This is a genomic window from Kitasatospora sp. NPDC015121, from assembly GCF_055562955.1.
Window position 1 is genome coordinate 130,258 of the sequence record NZ_JBVHEH010000006.1, and the last position, 24,032, is coordinate 154,289.

Here is a 24,032-nt window from a genome sequence, read left to right on the forward strand (position 1 = left end):
ACACGATGCGGGATGCCGCGGGCGTACGTCAAGGGCTGGCAAAGGCCGCTTCCGGCCCGCGCTCTCGGGTGTGCGGGCCGGAAGGTGACGGACGGTCAGGTCGAACGGTCGGGCGGGTCGGGCGGATCGGGTCAGCGCTGGCTGGGGCAGGGACCGGTGGGCCGGAAGCTCGGGCTCTCCGTGACGCGTGGGGGAATGGTGTCGTTCTCGGTGCTGCCGGGGCTGGCCGTGTTGGTGCGGCTGGGGGGCGCACTGCTGGGCGGCGCGCCGGTCCAGCTCGGCGGGATGCACCAGGACGGCAGGACGCCCGGGCCGAACATGCTGACCCGCCCGACCTGGTAGGGCTCCTGCCCGTACCAGCCGTGCAGGCGCACCAGCAGCGAGGTGGTGTCGGGCCCGGTGGTCACGGTGACGCTGAGGAGGTTCCAGTCCGGGTCGTTCGACCAGCTCTGCACCGTCTCGCCCGGCCCGCCGCCCTCGGTGCCGAGGAAGACGTACGGGCCGCGGACGTTCGCGTCCAGCGTGTACGTCGAGTTCGGCAGCACGGTCACCCGCTGGGTGCACCAGGCGAAGTCGTCGGCGGTGGGGCTGCCCACCAGCCGGCGCCCGTTGTCCGAGTCGTAGAGGACGGACACGTTCTCCTGGCAGAGCCAGTCCGTCGGGGTGCCGGTGTGCGCCGGGGGCGCGGTGAAGGTGCCGTTGCGGATCACCTCGATCCGCGGCGGCTCGGCGGACGATGCCGAACCGCCGAGGCCGAGGGTGGCCGTCGCGGCCAGCACGACCGCGCCGAACACGGCGGCCACCGGCAGGCCGTCGCCGGCGCGCCGCCGGTGCCGGCGGGAGCTGTCGGGGCGGTGGGGACGCTCGGGACGGTGGGGGCGGTGGGGGCGGGACAAGGGTGCACGCATGCCATCTCCGGGAGTGGGGTGGGTCGATGGGTGCGGTGCGAGGGAGTGCGCCACACCTTCCCGGCCCGGGCCCGGACCGTCAAGGGGCCCCGGCCCGGTCGGCCGTCCGGAACCCGTTGGCACGGTGCTGAACCGGGGTGATAGGAACGTCGACATGAGCGAGTACGAACTGCGGGCCGCGCGCCCCGAGGACGTCGACGCGGTGCTGGCCTTCTGGGCCGAGGCCGCCGAGGGCACCAGCATCAGCGACGACCGGGCGGGCGTGGCCCGGCTGCTGGAGCGGGACGGCGCGGCGCTGATCCTGGCCGAGCACGCGGGTGCGATCCTCGGCACCGTCATCGCGGGGTGGGACGGCTGGCGCTGCCACCTCTACCGCCTCGCCGTCCACCCCGCCGCCCGCCGCCGGGGCATCGGCACCGCCCTGCTCGACGCCGCCCACGCCCGCTTCGCCGAGGCCGGCGGCCGGCGCTCCGACGCGATGGTGCTGGAGCACAACGGCCTCGGCCAGGCCGCCTGGCGCGCCGCCGGCTACGGCCGGGAGGACCAGTGGCGGCGCTGGACCAGGCCGCTGGACGGCGCGCCCGGAACCTCCTGACAGAGCGCGCCAGGAGGTTCCGGACGGCCCCGCTCGAAGGCCGCCTGCGCGGCGAGGGACGCCAACGCGAGGAGCGCCTACGCGAGGGACGTCTACGCGAGGGCCGCCTACTCGAAGGCCGCGGCCGCCTCCCGCAGGGCCCGCACCACCGTCTCCGGGTCGTACGGCGCGGCCGGGCCCGGCAGGTAGGTGACCGAGCGCAGCGCGCCGGTGTAGCGGAACGAGCGGTGACGTTCCCAGAGCGGCCAGGAGACCGGCGACTTGCGGTCCACGCCGACGCTGATGCCCTGGAAGGGCGCCATTCCGATCAGCTGGTGCACCGGCCCGAGCGCGCCCGTCACCACCCCGTCCACCCGCACCTCGAACCGCCACTTCAGGTCGGCCACCGCCGTCGCCTCCAGCGCCACCAGGTGCGCCCCGGGCGGCAGTTCGCCCGCGTCGGCCTCGAACAGCTCGCCGTACTGGTTGTACGCCAGCCGCAGCCGGCCGTCCTCCACGTACAGGCTGTAGCCGCCGCCCTGATCGCCGTGCGAGACCAGCACGCCCTGGTCGTCCGCACCGTGGTGGTCGAGCGCGACCTCCGCCGTGAACGAGCGGAACGCGACCAGCCGGGAGGAGCGGTAGCGCTCCAGCTCGGGGGTGCCGGCCAGCAGCGTCACCGGGCGGCGCAGCGCCTCCTCCGCCGGGCCGCGCAGCACGAAGCCGCCGGAGGCGTCGGCCAGCGGGAAGACCCCGTCGCGCCAGGCCGCGTCCTCCCAGGCCTGCGCCAACTCCTTCACCAGCTCCGGGTGTTCGGCGGAGAGGTCGTGGATCTCGGTGGGGTCGGTGCGCAGGTCGTACAGCGCCCACTCGCCGTCGTCGTAGGGCGCGCCCGGCCGGTGCAGGGTGACCAGCTTCCAGCCGTCCCGGTAGTACGAGCGGTTGCCGGTCATCTCGCAGTACTGCTCGGGGTGGGTCGAGGGCGCCCCGGCGGTGCGCAGCACGGACGCGAACGACACCCCGTCCAGCTCCTGCACCGGCACCCCGCCGCGCTCCAGCGGCCTCTCCACGCCGGTGAGTTCGAGCAGCGTGGGCAGCAGGTCGGTGACGTACTGGTACTGGCCGCGCACCCCGTCGTCGTCCGCGGCGCGCGGCAGGCCGGCCGGCCAGGACAGCACGAACGGGACGCGCACGCCGCCCGCGTGGGTCTGGCCCTTGTAGAGCCGGAACGGCGTGTTGGAGGCCATGCCCCAGCCGCGCGGGTAGTGCACCAGTGACTGCGGGCCGCCGATCAGGTCGATCTCCCGCCGCACGTCCGGGTTCCAGTCGGCGGGCAGGTTCGGGTGGTGGACGAAGCGGCTGAAGTAGCTGCGGGTGCCCTCCGCGCCGCCCTCGCCGGTGCCGCCGTTGTCGGAGGTGAACACCACGATGGTGTTGTCGAGTTCGCCGAGCTGCTCCAGCACGGCGGTCAGCCGGCCCAGGTTCCGGTCGACGTTGTCGACCATCGCCGCGTACACCTCCATGTAGCGGGCGTACAACGCGCGCTGCACCTCGTCGAGTTCGTCCCACGCGCCGACCTCGTACCCGGCCTCGCCGTTGCGCTCCGGCAGCTCGGTGCCGGGCGGGAAGTGCCCGGCCGCCAGCTGCCGGGCGAAGCGGGCGGCCCGCAGCTCGTCCCAGCCCCCGTCGTAGCGGCCCCGGTGCCGGGCCAGGTCGGCCGGCTTGGCCTGCAGCGGGCCGTGCACCGCGTTGTGCGCCAGGTAGAGGAAGAACGGCTTGTCGGCGTCGTGCGCCCGCAGCGACTTGACCATGCCGATCGCCTGGTCGGTGATGTCGTCGGTGTAGTAGTAGCCGTCCGGGAACTCGTCGATGTCCAACGGCGAGTTGTCCCGGACCAGTTGGTGCGGGTGGAACAGGCTGGTCAGCCCCTCCAGCACCCCGTAGTACTGGTCGAAGCCCTTCTGCAGCGGCCAGTTGGCCCGGTTGTCGGCCGCCGAGGAGGCGGAGTCCCGGGTCAGGTGCCACTTGCCGACCGCGTACGTCGCGTACCCGGCGTCGTGCAGGGTCTGCGCCAGGGTCGGGATGTCGTCGGCGATCTCCATCCCGTACCCGGGGAAGCCCGGGTCGGCGTTGGCCACGAACGCGTACCCCACCCGGTGCGGGTTCAGGCCGGTCAGCAGCGCCGCCCGGGCCGGTGAACACAGCGGCATGGTGTGGTAGTTGGCCAGCTTCACGCCCCGCTCGGCCAGGCCGTCCAAGGTCGGCGTCGGCACCTCCGAGCCGAACGGCCCGATGTCGCTGTAGCCCAGGTCGTCGACCAGCACCACCACCACGTTCGGCGCCCCCGCGCGCGGACGCACCCGCTGCGGCCAGGACGGCACCGACTCGCCGAACGTCCGCCCCACCCGGCCCGGGAAGCCCGCGTACGGGTCGCGCCGGTGGCCGCTCTCGTCGGTCTTGCTCACAACAGGCTCCCGGAGGTCGCGGGGGGAAGGGACGGGACGGCCGCCAACAACTCGGCCGTGTAAGGGTGTTCGGGGGAGGTGATCACCCGGTCGGCCGGGCCGCTCTCGACGATCCGGCCCCGGTGCAGCACCGCGATCCGGTGGCTGACCTGCCGGACCACCGCCAGGTCGTGCGCGATGAACAGCACCGCCAGGCCCAACTCCCTTTGCAGGCGCGCCAGCAGATCGATCACCTGGGCCTGGATCGACACGTCCAGCGCCGACACCGGCTCGTCGCAGACCAGCACGCTCGGCTCCGGCGCCAGCGCCCGGGCGATGCCGATCCGCTGCCGCTGGCCGCCGGAGAACTCGCGCGGCGAACGGGCCGCCGCCGACGCCTCCAGGCCCACCTGCTCCAGCAGTTCGGCCACCCGGGCCTGCCGCTGCGCCCGGTCGCCGATCCGGTGCGCGATCAGCGGCTCGGCGATGATCCGGCCCACCGTCAGCCGGGGGTTCAGCGAGGCGTACGGGTCCTGGAAGACCATCTGGATCTCCCGCCGGGCCCGGCGGCCGTCCAGCGGCCGCCCGTCGAAGGTGACGCTGCCCGCGTCGGGCGCGTGCGCGCCGACCAGCGCCCGGGCCAGCGTCGACTTGCCCGAGCCGGACTCGCCCACCAGGCCCAGCGTCTCACCCGGGTGCAGCTCCAGGTCGACGTCCTCCAGCGCCGCCGTCCGGCGCCGGCGCGGCCCGTAGCCCTTCGCCAACCCGCGCACCACCAGCAGCGGTTCCGCCCCCGGCGTGCTGTTCCCGGCGGCCCGGGACGGGGCGTCCAGACGCGGGACGGCGGCCAGCAGGGACTTCGTGTAGGCGTGCCGGGGATTCGTCAGGACGCTGTCCACCGGCCCCTGTTCGACCACCTCGCCGTCGCGCATCACCAGCAGCCGGGAGCAGGTCTCGGCGATCACGCCCAGGTCGTGGCTGATCACCACCAGCGCGGTGCCGCGCTCCCGGTTGATCCGGGCCAGCAGTCGCAGGATCTGCCGCTGCACGGTCGGGTCCAGTGCGGTGGTCGGCTCGTCCGCGACCAGCACCTCGGCGTCGTGCGCCAGCGCCAGGGCGATCATGATCCGCTGGCGCTGGCCGCCGGAGAACCGGTGCGGGAAGTCGCCCAGCCGGGAGGCAGCCTTCGGCACGCCCACCAGCTCCAGCAACTCCACTGCCCGCGCCGCCCGTTCGGCCTTCGGCCGGCGCTCGCCGTGCGCCCGCAGCGCCTCGTCCAGCTGGCGGCCCACCGAGAGCACCGGGTTCAGTGCGGACATCGGGTCCTGGAAGATCATCGCGATCCGCTTGCCGCGCACCGCCCGCAGCGCCTCCTCCGGCAGGCCCGCCAGGTCCTGGCCGTCCAGCTCCACGGCCCCGCCGGTGATCCGGCCCCCGGCCGGCAGCATCCGCAGCAGCGCCAGCGCCGTCGTCGACTTGCCCGACCCGGACTCGCCGACGATCCCCAGGCTCTCCCCGGGCCCCAGCGCGAAGTCCGCCCCGCGCACCGCCACCCGCTCCCCGAAGGCCACGTGCAGCTCGCGCACCCGCAGCAACTCGGCGGTGCGGGAAGGGTGTTGTCCGTCCAGTGGAGGACGGGTGATCAGTTCGGTCATCGGGCTGCCCTCCGGTTCGGACGGATCGGGGCGTTCACGAGCGCACGCCCCGGTTCAGGGCCTCGGCCAGCAGGGTGAAGCCGAGGACGAGCGCGGTGGTCACCGCCAGCGGAGCGGCGGCCAGCACCGGGACGGTGTCCAGGTAGGCGACCGAACCGCTGATCAGGCTGCCCAGGGTGGGCTCCGGCGGGCGGACGCCCAGACCGAGGAAGCTCAGCGCGCCCTCGATGAAGACGCCCACCGAGAGGGCGACCGCGGCCTGCACGATCAGCGGGTCGACCGCGTTCGGCAGCACGTGCCGCAGCAGCACCCGGGCCCGGCCCGCGCCGCCGACCCGGGCGGCCAGCGCGTACTCGCGCTCCCGCTGGACCAGCACGCCGGCCCGCAACTGCCGCCCGAAGTACGGGATCTCGGCCAGCGCGATGATGATCACCACCGGCCAGCGGCCCGGCCCGAGGATTGCCGTCACCGCCAGGCCGAGGATCAGCCCGGGGAAGGACAGCACCAGGTCGAACAGCCGCTGCACCACCAGGTCGGCGGCCCGCGAGGTGCCCGCCAGCAGGGCCAGCGCCGCGCCGACCAGCGCGCCCGCCGGAACGGCCGTCAGGACGATCGACAGGTCGGTGAGGATGCCGTGCAGGATCCGGCTGAGCAGGTCCCGCCCGATGTCGTCGGTGCCCAGCGGGTGGTCCCCGCTCGGCCCGGCCAGGGCCTGCGAGCCCTGCGCGTTCGGGTCGGCGTCGGTCAGCCAGGGGGCCAGCAGCCCCGCCAGCGCCACCGTCCCGACCAGCGCCAGGCCGGTCACGCCCCGCCAGGACCGCAGCCCGGCGACGTAGCGGTTGCGCGAACGGGCAACCGGGGGAAGGGAGATCGTGGTCATCGTCGCATCACTCCCACCGCACGCGCGGGTCGAGCCAGGAGTACACCAGGTCGGTGAGCAGCTGCACGGCCACGTACCCGGCGACCACCAGCAGCAGCAGGTCCTGCACCACCGGGTAGTCGCGGCGCGCCACGCCCTGCTCGATCAGCTGGCCGAGGCCCGGCCAGGCGAAGATCCGCTCCACCACCACGGCGCCCGCGATCAGCTGCCCGATCTGCAGGCCCAGCACCGTCACGGCGGGCGGCAGCGCGTTCGGCAGCGCGTGCCGCCACAGGATCCGGCGCCGCGACACCCCGAGCGCCGTCGCGGTGCGCACGTAGTCCTCGGCGAGCGCCCGCTCCAGGCCGTCCTGCAGGTAGCGGGCCAGGATCGCCGCGCTCGGCAGCGCCAGGCACAGCGCCGGCAGCGCCAGGTACTGCACCGCGAGGTCCGGCGCGTCGAACAGCGAGGCGTGCCCGCCGGCCGGCAGCAGGCCCAGGCCCACCGCGAACACCAGCACCAGCACCACGCCGGTCACGAACGGCGGCACCGCCAGCGCCCCCGTGGTCAGCGCCCGCAGCGCCCCGGTCAGCGCCCGCCGCCGCCCCGACACCGCGTACAGCGCGGTCGGCACGGCCAGCGCCACCACCAGCAGCAGCGCGGCGAGGGTCAGCTGGACGGTCGCGGCCAGGCCGTCCGCGATCAGCCCGGAGACCTGCCCGCCGATCGCGTAGCTCGGCCCGAGGTCGCCGGTCAGCACCTGGCCCAGCCAGTGCAGGTACTGCGAGAGCAGCGGCGCGTCCAGCCCCAGCCGCTCCCGGATCGCCGCGACGGTGGCCGGCGAGGCGTCCGGCCCCGCCAGCGTGGTCGCCGGGTCGCCCGGGATCAGCCGCAGCATCAGGAACACCGCGAACGAGGCGGCCAGCAGCACCGCCAGCCCGCTCGGCAGCCGTTTGAACAGGAAGGTCCGCACGGCTCAGCCCGCCAGGTAGGCGTCGTCGAGGACCAGGTACGAGTACTTGTTCAGCGTCACGCCGCGCACCTGCGCGCCCGCGACCTCCACCAGCCCGGCGATCGCCAGGTCGACGATGAACTGCTCGTCCAGCAGGATGTCCGTGACCTGCTGGTACAGCGCCTTCGCCTCCGGGCTGTCCGCGTCCGAGCGGTTCCAGGCCTTCTGCACCGCCTCGGTGTACGCGGGCGAGGAGAACTTCGAGGTGTTCTTCGCCTCGTTGAACGGGTACGCGCTGACCGCCAGCGTCGCCGGGTGGGCCTGCGAGAAGCTGTGGCTCAGCGTCCACAGCGCCGGCATGGACTGCGAGATCAGCTGCTTCTGCATGGTCGGCGAGTCCACCGGCTGCAGCTGCACCTCGATCCCGACCTGCTTCAGGTCGTACTGCAGGATCTGCGCGACCGCCGTCGAGCCGGCGTCCGACTGGTGCGCCAGCGGCAGCGACAGCGAGGTCACGCCCGCCTCCTTCAGCAGCGCCTTCGCCTTCTCCGGGTCGTGGTGGTAGCGCCTGGCGTCCTCCTCCCGGTACGCCGGGGAGGACTTCGGCCACGGCACCGAGGAGACCGTCGCGTACCCGCCCAGCGCCTGCTGCACCAGCCGGTCCCGGTCGATCGCCCAGGCGATCGCCTGCCGCACCCGCTTGTCCCGCACCTCCGGGAAGGACAGGTTCGCGCCGATGTAGAACGCGCCCGCGCCGGTGTCGTACTGGGTGATCCGGAACCGCTTGTCGTCCTTCAGCGTCGCCACGTCCTTGCCGCGCACCGCGTACGACAGGTGCACCTGGCCGGTCTTCACCGAGGACAGCAGCGTCTCGGCCTGCGGGATCACCTTGATCTCCACGCCGTCCAGGTACGGCCGGCCCGGGTTCCAGTACTTCTCGTTGCGGGCGAAGCTCAGCGAGGAGCCCGGCTTGCGGTCGGTGAAGGTGAACGGGCCGGTGCCGATCAGCCTGGTGCCCGCGACCGCGTCCTCGACGCTCGCCGAATCCGGGATGATCATGAACTCGAAGAGGTCGAACAGGTTGGACACCGGGTGCGCCAGCACCAGCGTCAGCTCGAAGTCGCCGTTCTTCCGGAAGTCCGCCACGGTCAGCGCCGTCGACCGCAGCTGCGCCGAACGCACCGGGTTCTGCAGGTTCTTCACCGCGAACACCACGTCGTCCGCGGTGAACTTCCGCCCGCTGTGGAACGTGACGTCGTCGCGCAGCTTCAGCGTCACGCTCAGCCCGTCCGCCGCCACCTCCCAGCTCTTCGCCAACTCCGGCTGCGGGCGCAGCTGTTCGTCGTAGCGGGTGAGCGTGTTGAACACCAGGCGCTGCAGCAGCGAGTTGGCGCTCTGCGCGAACAGCAGGGCCGGCGTGAAGTCCACCCCGACACCCACCGTCAGCACCCCGCCCCGGCGCGGCGAGGCTGCGGCGCCCGCCGCGTCCGCCGCCGGCGAGGAGTCCGCCGCCGAACGGCAGGCCGACAGCGCCAGCAGACCGGCACCCGCCAGCGAGCCGCGCAGCAGCGCCCGGCGGGAGAGCGCGGGGAGGGGGAGCCGGGGAAGCGGGCCACCGGAGCCGGCGGAGAACACGGTCATCGTCAACAGTCCTTCGGGAGAAGCGAGTTCGAATGAATGGCAAGGGGGGTTCAGAAGCCGGGGAGCGGGCGCGCGTACAGCTCGCCCAGCACCGGCGCGCAGGCCGCCACCGCCAGCGCGTCCGCGCCGAAGCGCTGCGCCACCAGCAGCGAGGCGTCCCGGTGCAGGTGCGAACGGAGCGCGAACTCCTCGCGCACCACGTCCAGGTAGACCGGGTCGGCCACCGCGAAGGTCTCGGTCAGGACCAGCAGGTCCGGGTTGACCACGTCGGCGAGCAGGGCCAGCGCCCCGCCCACCACCGAGGCCCGCGCCCGTACCAGCGCGTCGGCCCGGGCGTCGCCGGACCGGACCGCCGCCAGCAGCAACTGCCGGTCCGGCCGGGCGATCACGCCCTGCTCGACCGCCGCCGCGAACAGCGTGTCGTCCGACGCGGCCACCGACAGGCAGCCCCGGCGGCCGCAGTGACATCGGGCCGTGCTGCCCGGCACCGGCAGGTGCCCGCCGTCGCCGGTCACCGACGGCGGCCCCTGGTGCACCGTCCCGGCCACCGAGATGGACGCGTCCACCACGTGGCCCACGAACAGCTGCACCATCGAGCGCCGGGCCGCCGGATCGCCGAACAGCACCTCCGCCGCCGCCAGCGCCCGGGCGTGGTTGTCCACCCGCACCGGCAGGCCGGTGGCCCGCTCCAGCAGCTCCCGCAGCGGCACCTCCCGCCAGCCCAGCGGCTCGTGCCGGACCGTCACCCCGCGCTCGGCGTCCACCGCCCCGCCGGTCACCGCGCCGAGACCGAGCACCCGGCGGCCGGCCGCCGACCCGGTCGCGGCCGCCGCCAGCAGCCGCGGCACCCGCTCCAGCAGCGCCTTCAGCACCGCCGGGCCGCGCCGCCCGCCGTTCGGCAGCTCCTGCCGGAACAGCACCCGGCCGCGCAGGTCCAGCAGCGCGAAGGTGCTGTACGGCAGGCCCACGTGCAGCCCGGCCACCGCCAGCCGCTGGTCGTCGATGTCCAGCGGCAGCTGCGGACGGCCCCGCACCCCCGGCGCGGCGACCGCCAACTCCGGTCGCTCTGCCAGCAGTTCGAGCCGCAGCAGGTCCACCACCTGCCGGGACACCGCCGCCGGGCTGAGCCCCGTCAACCGGGATACCCCGCTGCGGGCCACCGGCCCGTGGTCCAGCACCGCCCGTAGCACGGTGGCGGCGTTCGCCTCCCGCCGGTCGTCCCCGGCCCGGGGCGCGGCGGTACTGCGGACGGTGCCGTTCACGCGGTGGACTCCCCTCTGTCTACGGTCGGCCGGTCAGGACTTCGCGCCCAGCGCCTCGGCCTCCAGCTCGGCCGCCGGCACCAGACCGGCCACCCGCGGCGGGTCGGCCGGCTCCAGCAGGCGGCTCGGGCGCCCGTCCACGCCCACCGGCAGGTCACCGTCCAGGGTGATCCGGCGCACCAGGCGCGGCTCGTCGCCGTAGTCGTTCACCGCGTAGTGCTGGGTGGCCCTGTTGTCCCAGATCGCCACGTCGCCGACCTGCCAGTCCCAGCGCACGCTGTTCTCCAGCCGCTCCACGTACCGCTGGAACAGCTCGATCAGGGCCCGGCTGTCCTTGCCCGACACCCCGACGATCTTCTGCGCGAACGACCCCAGCAGCAGGTTCTTCTCACCCGTCACCGGGTGCACCCGCACCAGCGGGTGCTCGGTCTTGAACGCCGTCGACACGAACACCTGCCGGAACAGCCGCGCCACCTCGGCGTTGTCCGCCAACTCCGGTGCCAGCGCCAGGTTCGCCGCGTAGTCGTAGTCGTTGGTGTGCACCGCCCGCAGGCTCTCCGCGAGCACCTTCAGCGGCTCCGGCAGGTCCTGGTACGCGGCCGCGGTATTCGCCCACACCGTGCTGCCACCCGCCGGCGGCAGCTCCAGCGCCCGCAGGATCGACGCCTTCGGGTACGACGGCACGAACGTCACGTCGGTGTGCCAGTTGTTCGCCCGCACCCCCTTGGTGGCGTCCAGCTCGAAGATGTACCGCCCGTCCGCGCTCGGCACCGTCGGGTGGAACACCGGCTGCCCCAACAGCCGTGCGAACGCCTCGTGTTCGGCATCGTCCAGGTGCTCCTGGCCCCGGAAGAACAGCACCTTGTGCTCGTACAGCGCGGCCTCCAGCGCCGCCACCGTCTCGGCCGGCAGGTCGGCCCCCAGCTTGACGTCGTGCACGATCGCGCCGATCCGCCCCGCCGCCGGGGTCAGACGCAGTGCGGTGGGAACGGAGGTGGAAACGGACATGGTGGAACTCCTTCGGGATCAGGGGGAGTCGAGACGGAGAACGGCCACGGCGCCACCTCGGGGCACCACGCAGGCCGGACACGACACACCGCGGCACCGGGCGGGCCCGGAGGCACACCACCGCGACGTGGAAAGGGAGAAGGGGGAAGGGCGAGGGGCGGCCGGGACTACCCGCGGCAGCGCCGACAACAGCCACCACGGCGCACGCACACCGGGACCGGGCACGACGGACGACAGACGACAACGACGGTACGCATCGGCCCTCCTTCCGGCTCACCGCGACTGGGCTCGGCGCTCATCGTGCTCGGCCCGAACGCCCGCTGTCAATCGCCAAAACCCCAGATGAGAGCGGGTGTTGCGGAGTATTTCGACATGTTGCGGCCCGGTGACGTCCCCACGACGAAGCCCGGGACGCCCTTGTCGCGGCACCCCGGGCCGAGGAAAACTTCCGGAGCGGAAACAACCCGGCCGCGGCCTGCGGCCCGGGCCCGGGATCCGATGCTCAGTGTTCGGCCGTGAGCAGGGCGGCCATCCGGTCCAGCAGCCGGTGGAGGTTCCTCTCCCCGGTCAGGCCGCGCGACTCCTCCAGGTACGCGCGCAGTTCGGCCCGGTCCGCGCACCACGGCCCGCCCCCGCGCAGTGCCGCCCGGGCGCCGGACTCGTGCCGGGGCGGTGAGGCCCAGGGGCGTTGCCGGTGCCCGAGGACCGCGAGCGGCTCGGTCACGGTCCCCTCCCGCTGGGACGGGAGGCCCTCGTGCGGGTGCTCCGTCATCCTGACGAGAAGGGGGCGGAGGCCCGGTGGTCTGCTACTGGCCCAGGAGGTGGGCGAAGTCGTTGCCCAGGCCGCCCAGCATCGGGAGGGCGCCGAGGTCGGTGATGGCGCCGACCGGGATGCTGTAGCCCTGGTTGGGGGTGGGGGGCGGGGTGTCGGCGGCGAGGGCGTGGCCGGCCGGGGTGAGGAGGGCGGCGGCGAGGGCGAGGGTGGTGAGTGCGGTGCGCATGGGGCGGGGTCCTCGGGGGAGAGGGGGAGGGCTGACGCCGGTCCAACGCGCGGCGGGGCGGGTGGGTGACGTGGGGGCGCCCGTTCGGCGTACCGGAGAGCCCCGCCCGGCGGGGCCGGGCGGGGCGGAGGCGGGTCAGGCCGGCAGGGCGGCCAGGGTGGTGAGGATGCGGCTGAAGGCGTCCTCGGTCTCGGTCGGGCGGTGGGTGGCGGGGCGGTGGTCGCAGAGGAAGCCGTGCGGGACGCCCGGGTAGCTGACCAGGTCGTGGGGGACGCCCGCGGTGGTGAGGCGCTCGGCGACCAGGGCCCACTGCTCGGGCGGGACGACGTGGTCCTCGGCGCCGACCAGGCCGAGGACGGCGGTGCCGTGGGCGGCGAGCGCGGCCGCGCCCGCCGGGGTGAGCGGAGGCTCGTCGTCGGCGAGCGGGGTGCCCGCTTCCAGGGTCCAGGTGGGGTAGCAGGCGGCGACGGCGTGCAGCGGCAGCCGGGTGCCGGCCAGCAGGCCCAGGTGGCCGCCGACCGAGAAGCCGACGAAGGCCCGGCCCGGACCGGCGCCGAGCGCGGCGCCGGCGGCGAGGGCCGAGGCGGTGTCGGCGGCGACCTGCTCGGCGGTCAGGGTGCCCAGCAGCGCGAAGCCCTCGGTCCGTCCCGCGTCGTCGTACGGCAGGTCGACGCGCCGCGCCGCCCGCCCGTAGAAGTCCGGCGCGACGGCGGCGTACCCGGCGGCGGCCAGCCGCTCGCAGACGCCGCGCACCCAGGCGGTGACCCCGAACAGTTCCTGGCCGACCACCACGGTGGCCCTCGGGGCCGCATCCGCGGGTGCGGCCAGGAACAGGTCCGTTCCGGCGCCGTCCGGCCGGATCCAACGGGTCGTCACATCGCTCGTGCTCATGGTCGTTCGTTCCCCCTCGTGCGGCCCGGCATCCGGCCGGGCCCAGTGGGGCCCACGCTATCCGGCGGGGCGGTAGGTGGTGACGGTGCCGCCGTGGCTGAAGGTCAGGGTCTCCACCGGGGCGAACGGGCGGGGCCGCAGTTCCCCGGCGAACGCGGGGAGGCCGCCGCCCGCCACCACTGGGTACCGCTTGAGCACCAACTCGTCGATCTCCGGCAGCAGTTGGCCGGCCAGTACACCGCCGCCGCACAGCCAGACGTCGCCGTCGCCGGGCCGCCGCTTCAACTCCCGCACCAGGCCCAGCGGGTCGGCGCGGACCAGGTGGACCGCCGGGTCGTCGGTGCCGGGCAGCGAGGAGGAGACCACGTACTGCTCCAGGTGCGGGTACGGGCTGGGGATGCCCGCGTCCAGCCCCGGGCGGTAGGCGCCCAGACCCATCAGGACGGTGTCGAAACGCCTGTTGGGGGTGTCCGTCAGGCCGAGTCGCGGACGGCCCTGCACCGGAATGGTCTCCGGGAACTCGGCCAGCTGGTGCGCCGCCATGTCGGGCGCCGCCGGGTAGAAGTCGAACTCGCCGGAGGGGCCGGCGATGAAGCCGTCCACGGAGACGGCGACGTAGTAGACGAGCTTTCGCATCCAGGAGCCTTTGTGCTGGGGGACAGGAACTTCATCCGTAGTACTCTGAGTGAAGTGGTAAGACCGTAGCACTACGACTGGAGTGGTCACAAGCGATGGTACGCAGCAACCCCGAACGGCGAGCCGCCCTGCTCGACGCCGCGCTCGAAGTCCTGGCCGAGGACGGCGCCCGCGGCCTCACCTTCCGCGCCGTCGACCAGCGCGCCGCCGTCCCCGCCGGCACCGCCTCCAACTACTTCGCCAACCGGGACGCCCTGCTCGCCCAGTGCGCCGACCGCGTCTACGAACGCCTCGAACCCGACGCCGACACCCTCGCCCAGGGCTTCGAGGGCCCCCGCGACGCCGCCCGGGTCACCGCCCTCATGCACCAGGTCGTCGACCGCGTCGCCGCCTTCCCCACCGGCTTCCTCGCCCTGCTCGAACTCCGCCTCGCCGCACTACGCCGCCCCGAACTGCGCGAGGTGCTCACCCGCCGGATCGGCGCAGACCTCCGGTTCAACGCCGACTACCACCAGGCCGCCGGCCTGCCCGGCGACACCACCACCGTCCAGCTGCTGGTCCTCGCGCTCAACTGGCTGATCCTGGAACGCCTCACCCTCCCCGACCTGTTCACCCCCGACCAGCGCGCCCGCCTGGTCGACACCCTGGTGGCCCGCCTGCTCGCGGGCGAGGACGCCACCACCGCGAACTGACCGGCCACCGGGGGAGGAGACGGACGGTTCAGCCCACCGCCCGGACGGGCGGAGCGGACGGCGCGGGCGGAGAAGACGGCGCGGGCGGCGCGGCCAGCGCGGACGGCAGCAGCGCGGCCACGCCCCGGGCGTCGGCCAGCAGCAGCAGCCCGTCCGGGGTCAGGTCGGCGCCGCCCAGCGGCTCGGCGGAGAGGAACACCGCCACCTGCTCGGGCGGCCGCCCGTCCGCACCCCGGGTCCACAGCCGCAGGAAGTCGACGCCGGTGCTGATCCCCAGCGGGGTGGTGGTCCGCTGCCCGTCGGTCGGCCGGGTGAGCCCGGCCGGGTCGCCCACCACCGGTTCGCCGGTCGACGCGTCGTAGACCGCCCACGCCGGCTCCCCGTCCGGCCGGTCCGGCCGGTGGGCCACCAGCAGGCTGCCGCCGGCCGGACCGCAGGCCGCCGTGACCGCGCGCACCCCGGTCAGCGGTCGGGCCCAGAGCGTGCGCCACGGCAGCGCCAGGCCGAACTCCGGCGCGGGCAGGCTGTCCTGGCGGGCACCGTGCTCCAGCAGGGCGGCCCGCAGCTCCGGGCCGAGCCGCTGCCGGACGAACAGCGTCACCAGCCGCCGCCAGGTCCGCGCCAGCGCCGGCAGCTCCGTACCACCGGCCACCAGGTGCTCGACGGCGGCCCGCAGCCGCACCTGCTCGGCGTGCACCAGGAACCCCGGGTCGGCCAGCAGCTCCGGCAGCAGGCCGCCCTCCAGCGCGTGCCCGACCAGCTGCTCCCGGACGTACGCCGAGGCCCCCGCCCACCGCCCCGGGCCGTCCCCGTCGAGGGTGGCCAGCAGGGCGGCCGCCAGCCGGCGCCGGACCTCGCGGACGGTGCCGCCGAAGCGCTCGCGCACCTCTGCGGCGAGCGCCGGGTGCACGATCCGGACGGCCGGGGGCCGCTCCGCCGTCGAGGCCAGGTCGAAGAACGGCAGCAGCAGGCGCTGCCCGCCCGCCAGGGCCGGGCCGAGGTCCCTGCCCGCGACCGCCGACGCCAGCGGCGCCCAGAGCACGAGCGGCAGCGGCTCGCCGGGACCGGACAGGGCCAGCGGGGCGAGCAGCCGGCGCAGGGTCGGCTCGTCCACGCCGTGCAGCCCGGCCTGCAGGTCGAGCACGTCACCGACGGTACGGGGCGGCGGCGCCGGCGCCCAGGCCACCCCGTCCGGCAGGCTGCGCGAGGACCAGGCGGCCAGCCGGACCACCAGCGGACCGGCCGCCGTCCGCGCCAACCCGGCCGCCCCGCCCGGGTCCTGGAGCATGTGCTCGGCCTGCAGCCGCAACCCCGCCTCGTCCCGCCACGGCTCCCGGTCCAGGTCGATCACCAGCAGCCGCCCGGCGGGCAGCGCCGAGGCCAGCCGCTCGGCCTCGGCCCGGTCCACGTCGGCCAGCAGCCGCACCCCGGGCGCGAGCGCCAGCGGCAGCAGCACCTCGTCGGTGACCCGTGCGGGCTCGCCCGTGCCGGTCAGCACCCCGGCCCGGTCGCTGTCCGCGACCACCACCGTCACCGGCCGCTCGGGCGAGCCGATCCCGGCCAGCCGCCCGGCCAGCTCCGCCGCGCGGACGGCGCCGGGCGCGAAGTGGTCCACCACCAGCCAGCGCAGCTGCAGGGCGGTCAGCCCGGTGGCGTCGAACACCGGCGGCGCGGGCAGGTCGCCCGGCGGCACGGCCGCCGGATCCAGCGCGGCGAGGTCGAAGCGCTCCCGCTCGGACGGCTCGCAGAGCATGAGGAACCCGGTCAGCAGCCGGGACCGGCCGCTGCCGGGGTCACCCGTGACCAGCACCACCGCCGGCCCGCCCGCCCCGCCCGCCCGCCAGGCCGCCAACGCGCGCAGCGCCACCGCCCGGCCGCCCACGTACGGATGCGGCTGGTGGGGATCGACCGGTACGGCGGGGGCGGTGCTGGAGTCGGTCACGTCGAAGCTCTCCGGTACGAGGACGGTCAGGGGAAGGGAACGGGAACGGGGACGGGGGAGCGGCGGGTCAGTACTCGGCCCGGTCGCTGCTCTCCAGGACGCAGCCCCAGGCGTCGGAGGCCGCCGTCAGCACCGCGCTCCGTCCGCTGCCCGCCCCCGCCGCCCCGCGCACCACGACCGACCCGGGCCCGCCGTCCCGCAGCCGTTCGGTCGACGCCTCGACCGCACCCGCCCCATGCCCCGCCACTCCGCCGTTCCCTCCGCCCGCTCCCACCCGCCCGGCGCCGTCGGCGCCACCGGGTCACCGCAGTCTAGGTTCAGGCGTCGACGAACCGTCAGGCGGTACGGAGGGACGGGGCGGCGAGCGCGTGGGCCGCCCGGGCGGCAGGGTCGGCACCCTGGCGGGCCCGGCCCGCCAGCCGCCCCGCACAAGGTCGTCAGTCGAGCAGGAAACCGGTGAGGAGGGCGAAGGCCGCCAGCAGGACCAGCAGGACGACGGCGACCGTGCGGCCCGGGGCGTCCGGGCCCGGTCCCAGGCGGGTGGCGACCGTGCCGCGCGGGTCCGCGGTGACCTGGACCCGGCTGTCGAGGGCGGGCCGGTCGCCCTGGGTGTCGATGTTCCGGACGACGGTGCCGTCCGTGAGCCGCACGTCCACCGCGGTCACGGCGGGGCCGCGGCCGCCCATCGGGTCGGAGGTGACGTGGGTGCGCACCACCGTGCCGTCCGAGGTGACGCCGCGGTCGTGCAGGATCTGCTGGTCCTGCATGCCGACCCCGGTGATGGACAGCGGAACCCAGACCACCAGCATCAGGAACAGCATGCTGCCGGCCTCCCCCTGCTGGTCCTTCGCCAGCCGGACCACCGCCACCATCCAGCCGAGCAGGATCGCGACGAAGACCACGACGTACGCCATGAGCCCCACCCCGTCCCGGAGGAGGAGCGTTCCCCACAACGCGAGCACCGCCGCCGTCCACACGACGGGCCCCCACAGCAACGTTCCCACGGCCTCACCCCCGGCCGGTCCGTACCCGGGGCGGCGTCCGGCGAACCCCGCGCCGGTGCCGGCGGCCACCGCCCCGGCCCGCTCCGGGAGGGGCGGGAGCGGGTTCCGGTTTTGTGCATCCGCCCCGTCGGGTGGACCGTGGAAGGTGGGAAGCGGGCGACGAACCCGGGAGGACGTCATGTCTGTCAGCGATTCCGTTCCTGCGCCGGTGCGGGCGGCCGGCCACTCCGTGCCCACCGAGACGCCCGAGTGCGAGGCCTCCACGACGCACGGGATCTCCACGCCCGAGTCCGTGGAGCTGCACACGGCCTGGCCCGGCTGGGTTCCGCTGCTGGTGATCGCGGTGCTGGTCGTGTGCTGCGTCGTCTTCGCCGTCGGGCGGATCTTCGCGTGGTGAGGCCGCGCCGCCCCGGGCGCCCGCCGTAGCGGGCCCGCCGGGTCAGACCGCCACGGGCAGGTGGTCGGCGACCAGGACGGCGAACTCCTCGGGGGTGAGGACGCGGATGCCCAGCTCCTCGGCCTTGGCCCGCTTGGAGCCGGCCTTCTCGCCGGCGACCAGCAGGGTGGTGCGCCTGGAGACGGAGGAGGACGCCTTGCCGCCGGCCCGCTCGACGAGTTCGTTCATCTCGTTGCGGGACAGGGCGGCCAGCGCCCCGCTCATCGAGCCGGTGACGACCACGGCCTCGCCGGCCAGCGGGCCGCCGGCGGCCGGTGCCTCCGCGCCCCCGCCGGTCTCCCCGCCCTCAGCGGCCTCCGCCGCCGGCTTGGGGGCGGTGGGCTCGGTGACCTGGGTGCCGACGCCGAGGTCGGCCAGGCGGTCGATCAGGGCGGCGAGCTCGGCGAGCTCGGAGACGACCAGGCGGGCCTTCTCCGGGCCGATGCCCTCGACGGCGGCCAGCGTCGCGGCGTCCGCCGCGCGGATCGCGGCCATCGAGCCGAAGTGCGCGGCGATCCGGCGCGACATGCTGCGGCCGGTGCCGCGCACGCCCAGCGCGCACAGCACGCGGCCCAGCGGGCGGGTACGGGCGGTCTCGATCGCGGCGAGCAGGTTGTCGGCGCTGGTGGTGCCCATCCGCTCCAGGCCCAGCAGCTGCTCCCGGGTCAGGGTGAACACGTCCGCCAGGTCGCGGACCAGGCCGGCCTCGACGAGCTGGACGGCCCGGGTCGAGCCGAGGCCCTCGATGTCCAGCTGGTCGCGGCCCGCCGCGTAGACGATCGACGCCACCGCCTGGCAGTTGCGTCCCCGCACGCAGCGCCAGCGCTGCTCGCTGGCGTCGATCGCCTCCCCGCAGCGCGGGCACGCGGCGGGGAAGACGATCGGCCGCTCCTCGCCCGTGCGCTCCTCCACCAGCGGCGCCTCCACCCGGGGGATCACGTCGCCCGCGCGGTAGACGAACACCTTGTCGCCCAGCATCAGGCCGCGCCGGGTGATGTCGGCCGGGTTGTGCAGCGTCGCGTACGTGACGGTGACGCCGTCGATCACCACCGGTTCCAGGACGGCGCGCGGCGCGATGATGCCGGTGCGGCCCACCGCCCACTCCACCTCCAGCAGCCGGGTCACCTTGTGCTCGGCCGCGAGCTTGCGGGCCACCGCCCAGCGCGGTGCCCGCGAACCCGAGCCCGCCCGCTCCTGGTCCGCCGCCGCGTCCGCCTTCACCACCACGCCGTCGATGCCGAACGGCAGCGCACTGCGCAGCGCGGTGATCTCCTCGACCCGCCGCTGCACCTCCTCCAGGCTCTCGCAGCGCAGCGGCGCCGCCGCCGTCGAGGCCGCGGTGTTCGCGCCGAGCGCGGCCAGCCGCTCCAGCAGGGCGGTGTGACCGAGGCCCTCCTCCAGCCCGATCGCGCTGTAGGCGAAGAACGTCAACTCGATCCGGTACGGCCGGTCCTTGGCCCGCAGGGTGCCCGCCGCGCCGTTGCGCGCGTTGGCGAACGGCACCGCGCCGTGCGCCGTGCGGATCTCGTTCGCCACCTCGAACTGGGCGTGCGTCAGCAGCACTTCACCGCGCAGCTCGACGTCGACCGGCTCGGTCAGCACGGCCGGCAGGCCCAGCACGTCGCCCGCGGTGTGCGTGATGTCCTCCCCCGCGAGGCCGTTGCCGCGGGTCAGCACCCGGCGCAGCACGCCCGCCTCGTACCGGGCCGCGACCGCCAGCCCGTCCAGCTTCGGCTCCACGCACCAGCCGGCCGGGGCCCGGCCCAGTCGGCGCTCCAACGAGGCCGCCCAGTCGGCGAGTTCCTCACCCGAGAAGACGTTGTCGAGCGAGAGCATCGGCACGCTGTGTGGCACGTCCCCCTCCGCCGCGCCGCCGGCCACCTTGCCGGTCGGCGAGTCGGCCAGCACCTCCTCCGGGTGCGCCTCCTCGTAGGCCGCGATCGCCCGTACCAGGGCGTCGTACTCGTCGTCCCCCAGCGTCGTCGTCCCGTCCCCGTAGTAGGCGGCGGCGGCCCGGGTGGCAGTGGCAACGGCGTCGGCGTAGTCGCCGGAAGAGAGCGGAGCGGCGTTGTTCATGACCGTTATTCTTCCGTCCCGCACTGACAACCGACCGGTCCCGACCGGACGCCTCAGTCGTCGTCGCGCCGCCGGTCCAGCCGGGCCCGGACGGCCAGCAGGGCGAGGCCGGCGAGGGCGGCGCCGCCGGCGGCCGGGAGCAGTACGGCGGTGCCCCCGCCGCCGGTGGCGGCCAGGTGCCCGCCGCCGCCCGGCGGGACCGGGGCGGGGGACGGGGACGGGGACGGGGACGGGCTGGTGCGGTGGCACTCGACGGTGTTGGTGATCTCGACCCGGGTGTGCGCGGTGTCCAGGGTGAGCGCGCTGCCGAGCGGGAGGTCGACCGGGGCGCCGTTCAGCGCGGTGATCCGTCGGTCGGTGAACACGCAGGCGGGGTCGGCCAGTTCGGCCTGCTCGGTGACGGTGGCCCGGTCGCCGATCCGGTAGCCGGTGCGCGGGCTGCCCCACGGCTGCGGGGCGGCGCCGGCGCCGCCCGGGCCGGTCAGCGCGGCGGTGGCGGTGAACCCGGCGGGCTGCCGGCCCTCCGGGTGGGTGGTGCCGTCGATCCGCCAGCTCTTCTCCACCGTCAGGTCGGCCGGGGCCGGGACGGCGGCGGCGGGCCGGTTGTAGACCGTGCAGCTGACGGCGGCGAGCCGGGGCAGCTCCAGGGCGAACCCCGGGCGGTCGGCCGCGCCGGTGTCGGAGACCTCCACCGGCTGCCCGGTGTCGAGGTTCACGCAGACCGCGTTCTTGCCGCCCTTGGTGACCAACTCGTAACCGTCCTGCTGGAGTTCGCTGATGTCCAGGGTCGCGGACGGCAGGTCGCCCAGCTCCGGCTGGAAGACCACCGAGCCGGTTCCGTCGTCGGTCGTGGTCAGTTCTCGGGGCAGCCCGCCGACCCCCGGCGTGCCGGTGCTCGCCCCGAACGTCCAGCCCGCCGGGGCGTTCACCGCGCCCGTGGTGTCCTCGCCGGTGGTGCCGGCCGGGACGAGCTGCTTGACCACCGTGACGCTGTTGTCGCAGTGCGACAGCGCCAGGTCGTGCAACTGCTGCCCGGCGGTGGCGAAGTCCTTGGTCTGGAAGTAGTCGGCGGCGGTCAGGTCGCCGCCGTCGGTGTACGCGGTCGGCCCGGAGAGCGCCCGCAGGTTCAACCCGGAGTCGCCCTCGACGCCCTTGCCGACGCCCAGCGCGATCACCCGACTGCCCTCCGCCTTCACGGAGTTGGCGGAGAAGATCCCGTTCTCGACGTCCCGGAAGTGGGTCCGCGAGCCGTCGCCCTGGGCGTCGTCCGCGAACCGGGTCGGGTTGCCGTCGGTCAGCACCACCACCGCGTCGTACCCGGGGTCGGCCTTCGCCACCGACCACAGCGCGGTGTCCCAGTTGGTGCCCTTGCCGAGCGTCCAACCGGCGTACAGCGACTTGAACGCCGCCGCGCCGGCCGGCGTCGACACCGGGTGCAGCTCCGGGTGGTTCGCGTCCACGCTGGTCGCCGGGGAGGCCTGGTCGAAGGAGAACACCGCGAGCCGCGAGGGCGTGCCCGTCAGCGCGTCGGTGAAGCGGTCGGCGGCGGCCTTCAGGAACGGCAGCTCACTGCCGACCGAGGCCGACAGGTCCAGGACCAGGGCCACGTCCAGGCCGCAGTGCACGGGCAGCGGCGGGTTGTCCCGCGAGTTCTGCCACACCCCGCCGGAGGCCGTCGGCAGGTTCTTGTAGTCGTCGCTGACCATGAAGTCGGCGGTCGAGCGGTAGGTGTTCCCGGCGGCCAGCGCCGGGGTGGTGAAGGCGTACGGGGAGGCGACCGAGTCCGAGCCGCTGCCCGGGCCCGTGCGCAGCACCGGGTTGGCGAACCAGCCCGCCGGCGCCCCGCCGTCCAGCTGCCGCACCGTGAGCTGGCGTCCCGCGTTGGCTCCGCCGGGGCCGGTGCCGGGCACCGTGAAGGAGCAGTCGCCGTCGGCGTCCGAGACGCACACGCCCCACCCCGGGTCGACCGGCGCCGCGTCCCCCGCCGCCGCGAACAGCCCCAGCCGGACGCCCGCCAGCGGGCCGACCGCCTGCGCGCCGGTCCGGTCCCCGCCCGTGCGCACCGTCACCACCGCCTCGCCCGCCCCGGGCCCGGGCACCGCCGCCGGGGCGGCCCCCGCGGCCCCGAGCGCGGCCAGTACGGCCAGGGCGGAAGTTGTCACGGTGGCCCGTCGCATCGCTGGTCCTCTCGTCACGCCGCAGATCCCCCGACGCTATGCCGAGCCCTCCGCACACCCCGGCCGCCACGCAGACAGGTCACCACGGTGGACGCGCGGGCCGGGCCGGGCGCCGCCCCGGGGGGCGCCCGCTCCGGCGGACGAGGGGAGGCGTTCACCCGTTCGGCGGATCGATAGCCATGACTCGCGCGGAATGGGGGAGGCGTCAGGACGACACCGTTCGGATCCGACCCGTGTCCGACCCCGTGACCGACCCCGCGATGAGGAGAACCACCGTGGCCCGCTCCGCCGACCGCCCCGCCTACACCGTCCCCGGCCTGACCACCGAGCAGGGGGCGGAACTGATCGCCGCACTGCAGGGGCGACTGCACGCGCTGAACGACCTGCACCTCACCCTGAAGCACATCCACTGGAACGTGGTCGGCCCGCACTTCATCGCCGTCCACAAGATGCTCGACCCCCAGGTCGACCGGGTGCGCCTGATGGCCGACGACGTCGCCGAGCGGATCGCCACCCTGGGCGGCGTCGCGTACGGCACGCCCGGACGCCTGGTCGCCGAGCGCGGCTGGGACGACTACAGCATCGGCCGGGCCGACGCCATCGCCCACCTGGGCGCCCTCGACCTGGTCTACAACGGCGTCATCACCGAACTGCGCAACGCCGTCGAGCTGGCCGGCAAGATCGACCCCGCCACCGAGGACCTGCTCATCGAGCAGCTGCGCGACCTGGAGCAGTACCAGTGGTTCGTCCGCGCCCACCTGGAGAGCTCCAGCGGCACCCTGGCCACCGCGGACGCCCCCACCGAGCAGCGCGCCGCCAAGAAGGCTACCCGCAAGAGCGGCAAGAACGCGGGCTGACCCGCCCCGCCCCCCCACGGAGGCCGCCCCCCGCCCGGGGGCGGCCTCCGGCGCGCCCGGACGCCGCTGCGGCCGGGCGGCGCTGCGGCCGGGCGGCGCTGCGGCCGAACGGCGGGGAGGCGCCGCGGCCGGGGTGCGTCAGGCGCTCCGGTGGGCGGCGGTGAAGGCGGCGGCGTCCCAGTCGCCGCCCAGGGACGGGGCGAGGGCGGCGGCGGCGACCGGGCGGAACGTGGCGGGGGAGTGGGCGGCGGCGCCGGCCGGGAGGGCGCCGAGGAGGGGGGCGCCGGCGGCGGTGGGGAGGTCGGCGAGGTTGCAGCGGGTGGCCAGGTCGGGGGCGGCGGGCCAAGAGCCGACGACGACGCCGCGCAGCGGCAGGCCGCGGTGGCGCAGGGCCTCGGCGCTGAGGGCGGTGGCGTTCAGGGTGCCCAGGCCGGCCGCCGCGACCAGCAGGAACTCGACGTCCAGGCCGAGGTGCCGGCAGGCGGTGGCGAAGTCGGCCAGGGTGCGCCCCCGCTCGTCGTAGCGCACCAGCAGGCCGCCCGCGCCCTCGACCAGGACGGTGCGGTGGTCGGCGGCGAGCCCGGCCACCGCCTCGGCGACGTCCTCGGGGGCGAGGGTCGGCAGCCCGGCCCGGCGGGCGGCGGTCTCGGGGGCCAGCGGCTCGGGGTAGCGGGCCAGCTCGACCGGGCGCACCAGCGGCCCGGCCAGCCGGGCCACCTCGTCCGCGTCCCCCGGCTCGTCCGGGCCGAGCCCGGTCTGGCCGGGCTTGAGCACCGCCACCGGTTCCGGGCATAGCGCGGCGACCGCGGCGGTGGTCAGGGTCTTGCCGACCTCGGTGCCGGTGCCGGTGACGAACAGGACGGGGGACATGGTGTCGGTGCTCCTGGCGGGGTGAGGGGAGGGTGGGGGCGATCGACGCGGTCGGGGGGTCAGGGCGGGCCAGGGCGGTCCGGAGCGGGTCGGCGACGACTGCGCACCGCCCGGCCGAGACCTGCCGGGCCGCCGCCGCCCACTCCG

General features: G+C 75.2%; 22 protein-coding genes. 4 read left to right on the plus strand and 18 right to left on the minus strand.

What is annotated here, in order from left to right:
- Window positions 1-131: 131 nt before the first annotated feature.
- A complete protein-coding gene (locus ACZ3J7_RS10540) occupies window positions 132-908 on the minus strand; it encodes a hypothetical protein (RefSeq protein ID WP_465618937.1) in 777 nt (258 codons plus the stop codon).
- A gap of 154 nt (window positions 909-1,062) precedes the next feature.
- Between ACZ3J7_RS10540 and ACZ3J7_RS10545 the strand changes: the two genes are divergently transcribed.
- Window positions 1,063-1,503, plus strand: a complete 441-nt coding sequence (locus ACZ3J7_RS10545; protein ID WP_465618939.1) for a GNAT family N-acetyltransferase — start codon at window positions 1,063-1,065, stop codon at window positions 1,501-1,503.
- Between the two features lie 107 nt (window positions 1,504-1,610).
- Here ACZ3J7_RS10545 and ACZ3J7_RS10550 read toward each other — a convergent pair whose 3' ends face one another.
- The 11 genes from ACZ3J7_RS10550 to ACZ3J7_RS10600 all read right to left on the minus strand — a co-directional run bounded on the left by ACZ3J7_RS10550 (window position 1,611) and on the right by ACZ3J7_RS10600 (window position 13,831).
- Window positions 1,611-3,947 carry an arylsulfatase gene (locus ACZ3J7_RS10550; RefSeq protein WP_465618941.1) on the minus strand — a complete coding sequence of 779 codons (2,337 nt, stop codon included), beginning with the start codon at window positions 3,945-3,947 and terminating at the stop codon, window positions 1,611-1,613.
- The gene (locus ACZ3J7_RS10555; protein ID WP_465618943.1) at window positions 3,944-5,581 is read right to left on the minus strand and encodes an ABC transporter ATP-binding protein; all 1,638 of its coding nucleotides are present in this window, start codon (window positions 5,579-5,581) and stop codon (window positions 3,944-3,946) included. Before ACZ3J7_RS10555 ends, ACZ3J7_RS10550 begins: the two co-directional genes overlap by 4 nt.
- A gap of 34 nt (window positions 5,582-5,615) precedes the next feature.
- On the minus strand, window positions 5,616-6,461 hold the full coding sequence (locus ACZ3J7_RS10560) for an ABC transporter permease (RefSeq protein WP_465618945.1): 846 nt from the start codon (window positions 6,459-6,461) through the stop codon (window positions 5,616-5,618).
- Window positions 6,462-6,468: 7 nt separating this feature from the next.
- The gene (locus ACZ3J7_RS10565) at window positions 6,469-7,413 is read right to left on the minus strand and encodes an ABC transporter permease (protein ID WP_465618947.1); all 945 of its coding nucleotides are present in this window, start codon (window positions 7,411-7,413) and stop codon (window positions 6,469-6,471) included.
- A gap of 3 nt (window positions 7,414-7,416) precedes the next feature.
- Window positions 7,417-9,033: an ABC transporter substrate-binding protein gene (locus tag ACZ3J7_RS10570; protein ID WP_465618949.1), complete on the minus strand. Its 1,617-nt coding sequence runs from the start codon at window positions 9,031-9,033 to the stop codon at window positions 7,417-7,419.
- A 50-nt stretch (window positions 9,034-9,083) separates the two neighbouring features.
- Window positions 9,084-10,295: an ROK family protein gene (locus ACZ3J7_RS10575; RefSeq protein WP_465618950.1), complete on the minus strand. Its 1,212-nt coding sequence runs from the start codon at window positions 10,293-10,295 to the stop codon at window positions 9,084-9,086.
- A 33-nt stretch (window positions 10,296-10,328) separates the two neighbouring features.
- A complete protein-coding gene (locus ACZ3J7_RS10580) occupies window positions 10,329-11,303 on the minus strand; it encodes a TauD/TfdA dioxygenase family protein (RefSeq protein WP_465618952.1) in 975 nt (324 codons plus the stop codon).
- A gap of 502 nt (window positions 11,304-11,805) precedes the next feature.
- The gene (locus tag ACZ3J7_RS10585) at window positions 11,806-12,027 is read right to left on the minus strand and encodes a hypothetical protein (protein WP_465618954.1); all 222 of its coding nucleotides are present in this window, start codon (window positions 12,025-12,027) and stop codon (window positions 11,806-11,808) included.
- Between the two features lie 82 nt (window positions 12,028-12,109).
- On the minus strand, window positions 12,110-12,304 hold the full coding sequence (locus ACZ3J7_RS10590) for a hypothetical protein (RefSeq protein WP_465618956.1): 195 nt from the start codon (window positions 12,302-12,304) through the stop codon (window positions 12,110-12,112).
- Window positions 12,305-12,439: 135 nt separating this feature from the next.
- The gene (locus ACZ3J7_RS10595; RefSeq protein WP_465618958.1) at window positions 12,440-13,195 is read right to left on the minus strand and encodes a dienelactone hydrolase family protein; all 756 of its coding nucleotides are present in this window, start codon (window positions 13,193-13,195) and stop codon (window positions 12,440-12,442) included.
- 57 nt (window positions 13,196-13,252) lie between these two features.
- Window positions 13,253-13,831, minus strand: coding sequence for a dihydrofolate reductase family protein (locus ACZ3J7_RS10600; protein WP_465618960.1), 579 nt, complete (start codon window positions 13,829-13,831; stop codon window positions 13,253-13,255).
- A gap of 95 nt (window positions 13,832-13,926) precedes the next feature.
- Between ACZ3J7_RS10600 and ACZ3J7_RS10605 the strand changes: the two genes are divergently transcribed.
- Window positions 13,927-14,523: a TetR/AcrR family transcriptional regulator gene (locus ACZ3J7_RS10605; RefSeq protein ID WP_465618962.1), complete on the plus strand. Its 597-nt coding sequence runs from the start codon at window positions 13,927-13,929 to the stop codon at window positions 14,521-14,523.
- Window positions 14,524-14,551: 28 nt separating this feature from the next.
- Here ACZ3J7_RS10605 and ACZ3J7_RS10610 read toward each other — a convergent pair whose 3' ends face one another.
- The 3 genes from ACZ3J7_RS10610 to ACZ3J7_RS10620 all read right to left on the minus strand — a co-directional run bounded on the left by ACZ3J7_RS10610 (window position 14,552) and on the right by ACZ3J7_RS10620 (window position 17,379).
- Complete coding sequence (locus tag ACZ3J7_RS10610) at window positions 14,552-16,465, minus strand: ATP-binding protein (protein WP_465618964.1); 1,914 nt, start codon at window positions 16,463-16,465, stop codon at window positions 14,552-14,554.
- Between the two features lie 67 nt (window positions 16,466-16,532).
- The gene (locus ACZ3J7_RS10615; RefSeq protein WP_465618966.1) at window positions 16,533-16,712 is read right to left on the minus strand and encodes a hypothetical protein; all 180 of its coding nucleotides are present in this window, start codon (window positions 16,710-16,712) and stop codon (window positions 16,533-16,535) included.
- A 190-nt stretch (window positions 16,713-16,902) separates the two neighbouring features.
- The gene (locus ACZ3J7_RS10620) at window positions 16,903-17,379 is read right to left on the minus strand and encodes a hypothetical protein (protein ID WP_465618967.1); all 477 of its coding nucleotides are present in this window, start codon (window positions 17,377-17,379) and stop codon (window positions 16,903-16,905) included.
- Window positions 17,380-17,647: 268 nt separating this feature from the next.
- Between ACZ3J7_RS10620 and ACZ3J7_RS10625 the strand changes: the two genes are divergently transcribed.
- A complete protein-coding gene (locus ACZ3J7_RS10625) occupies window positions 17,648-17,866 on the plus strand; it encodes a DUF6480 family protein (protein WP_465618969.1) in 219 nt (72 codons plus the stop codon).
- Between the two features lie 42 nt (window positions 17,867-17,908).
- Here the strand turns inward: ACZ3J7_RS10625 and ligA are convergent, their stop codons facing one another.
- Entirely contained in the window at window positions 17,909-19,981 is a 2,073-nt protein-coding gene (gene ligA, locus ACZ3J7_RS10630) for an NAD-dependent DNA ligase LigA (RefSeq protein ID WP_465618971.1), read from the minus strand.
- A 53-nt stretch (window positions 19,982-20,034) separates the two neighbouring features.
- Window positions 20,035-22,158: a vWA domain-containing protein gene (locus ACZ3J7_RS10635; RefSeq protein WP_465618973.1), complete on the minus strand. Its 2,124-nt coding sequence runs from the start codon at window positions 22,156-22,158 to the stop codon at window positions 20,035-20,037.
- 260 nt (window positions 22,159-22,418) lie between these two features.
- On the opposite strand from ACZ3J7_RS10635, the gene ACZ3J7_RS10640 reads away from it, so the two are divergent.
- Complete coding sequence (locus ACZ3J7_RS10640; protein ID WP_465619366.1) at window positions 22,419-23,015, plus strand: Dps family protein; 597 nt, start codon at window positions 22,419-22,421, stop codon at window positions 23,013-23,015.
- Between the two features lie 138 nt (window positions 23,016-23,153).
- On the opposite strand, the gene bioD is transcribed toward ACZ3J7_RS10640, so the two are convergent.
- Window positions 23,154-23,885 carry a dethiobiotin synthase gene (gene bioD, locus ACZ3J7_RS10645; RefSeq protein WP_465618975.1) on the minus strand — a complete coding sequence of 244 codons (732 nt, stop codon included), beginning with the start codon at window positions 23,883-23,885 and terminating at the stop codon, window positions 23,154-23,156.
- Window positions 23,886-24,032: the final 147 nt, after the last annotated feature.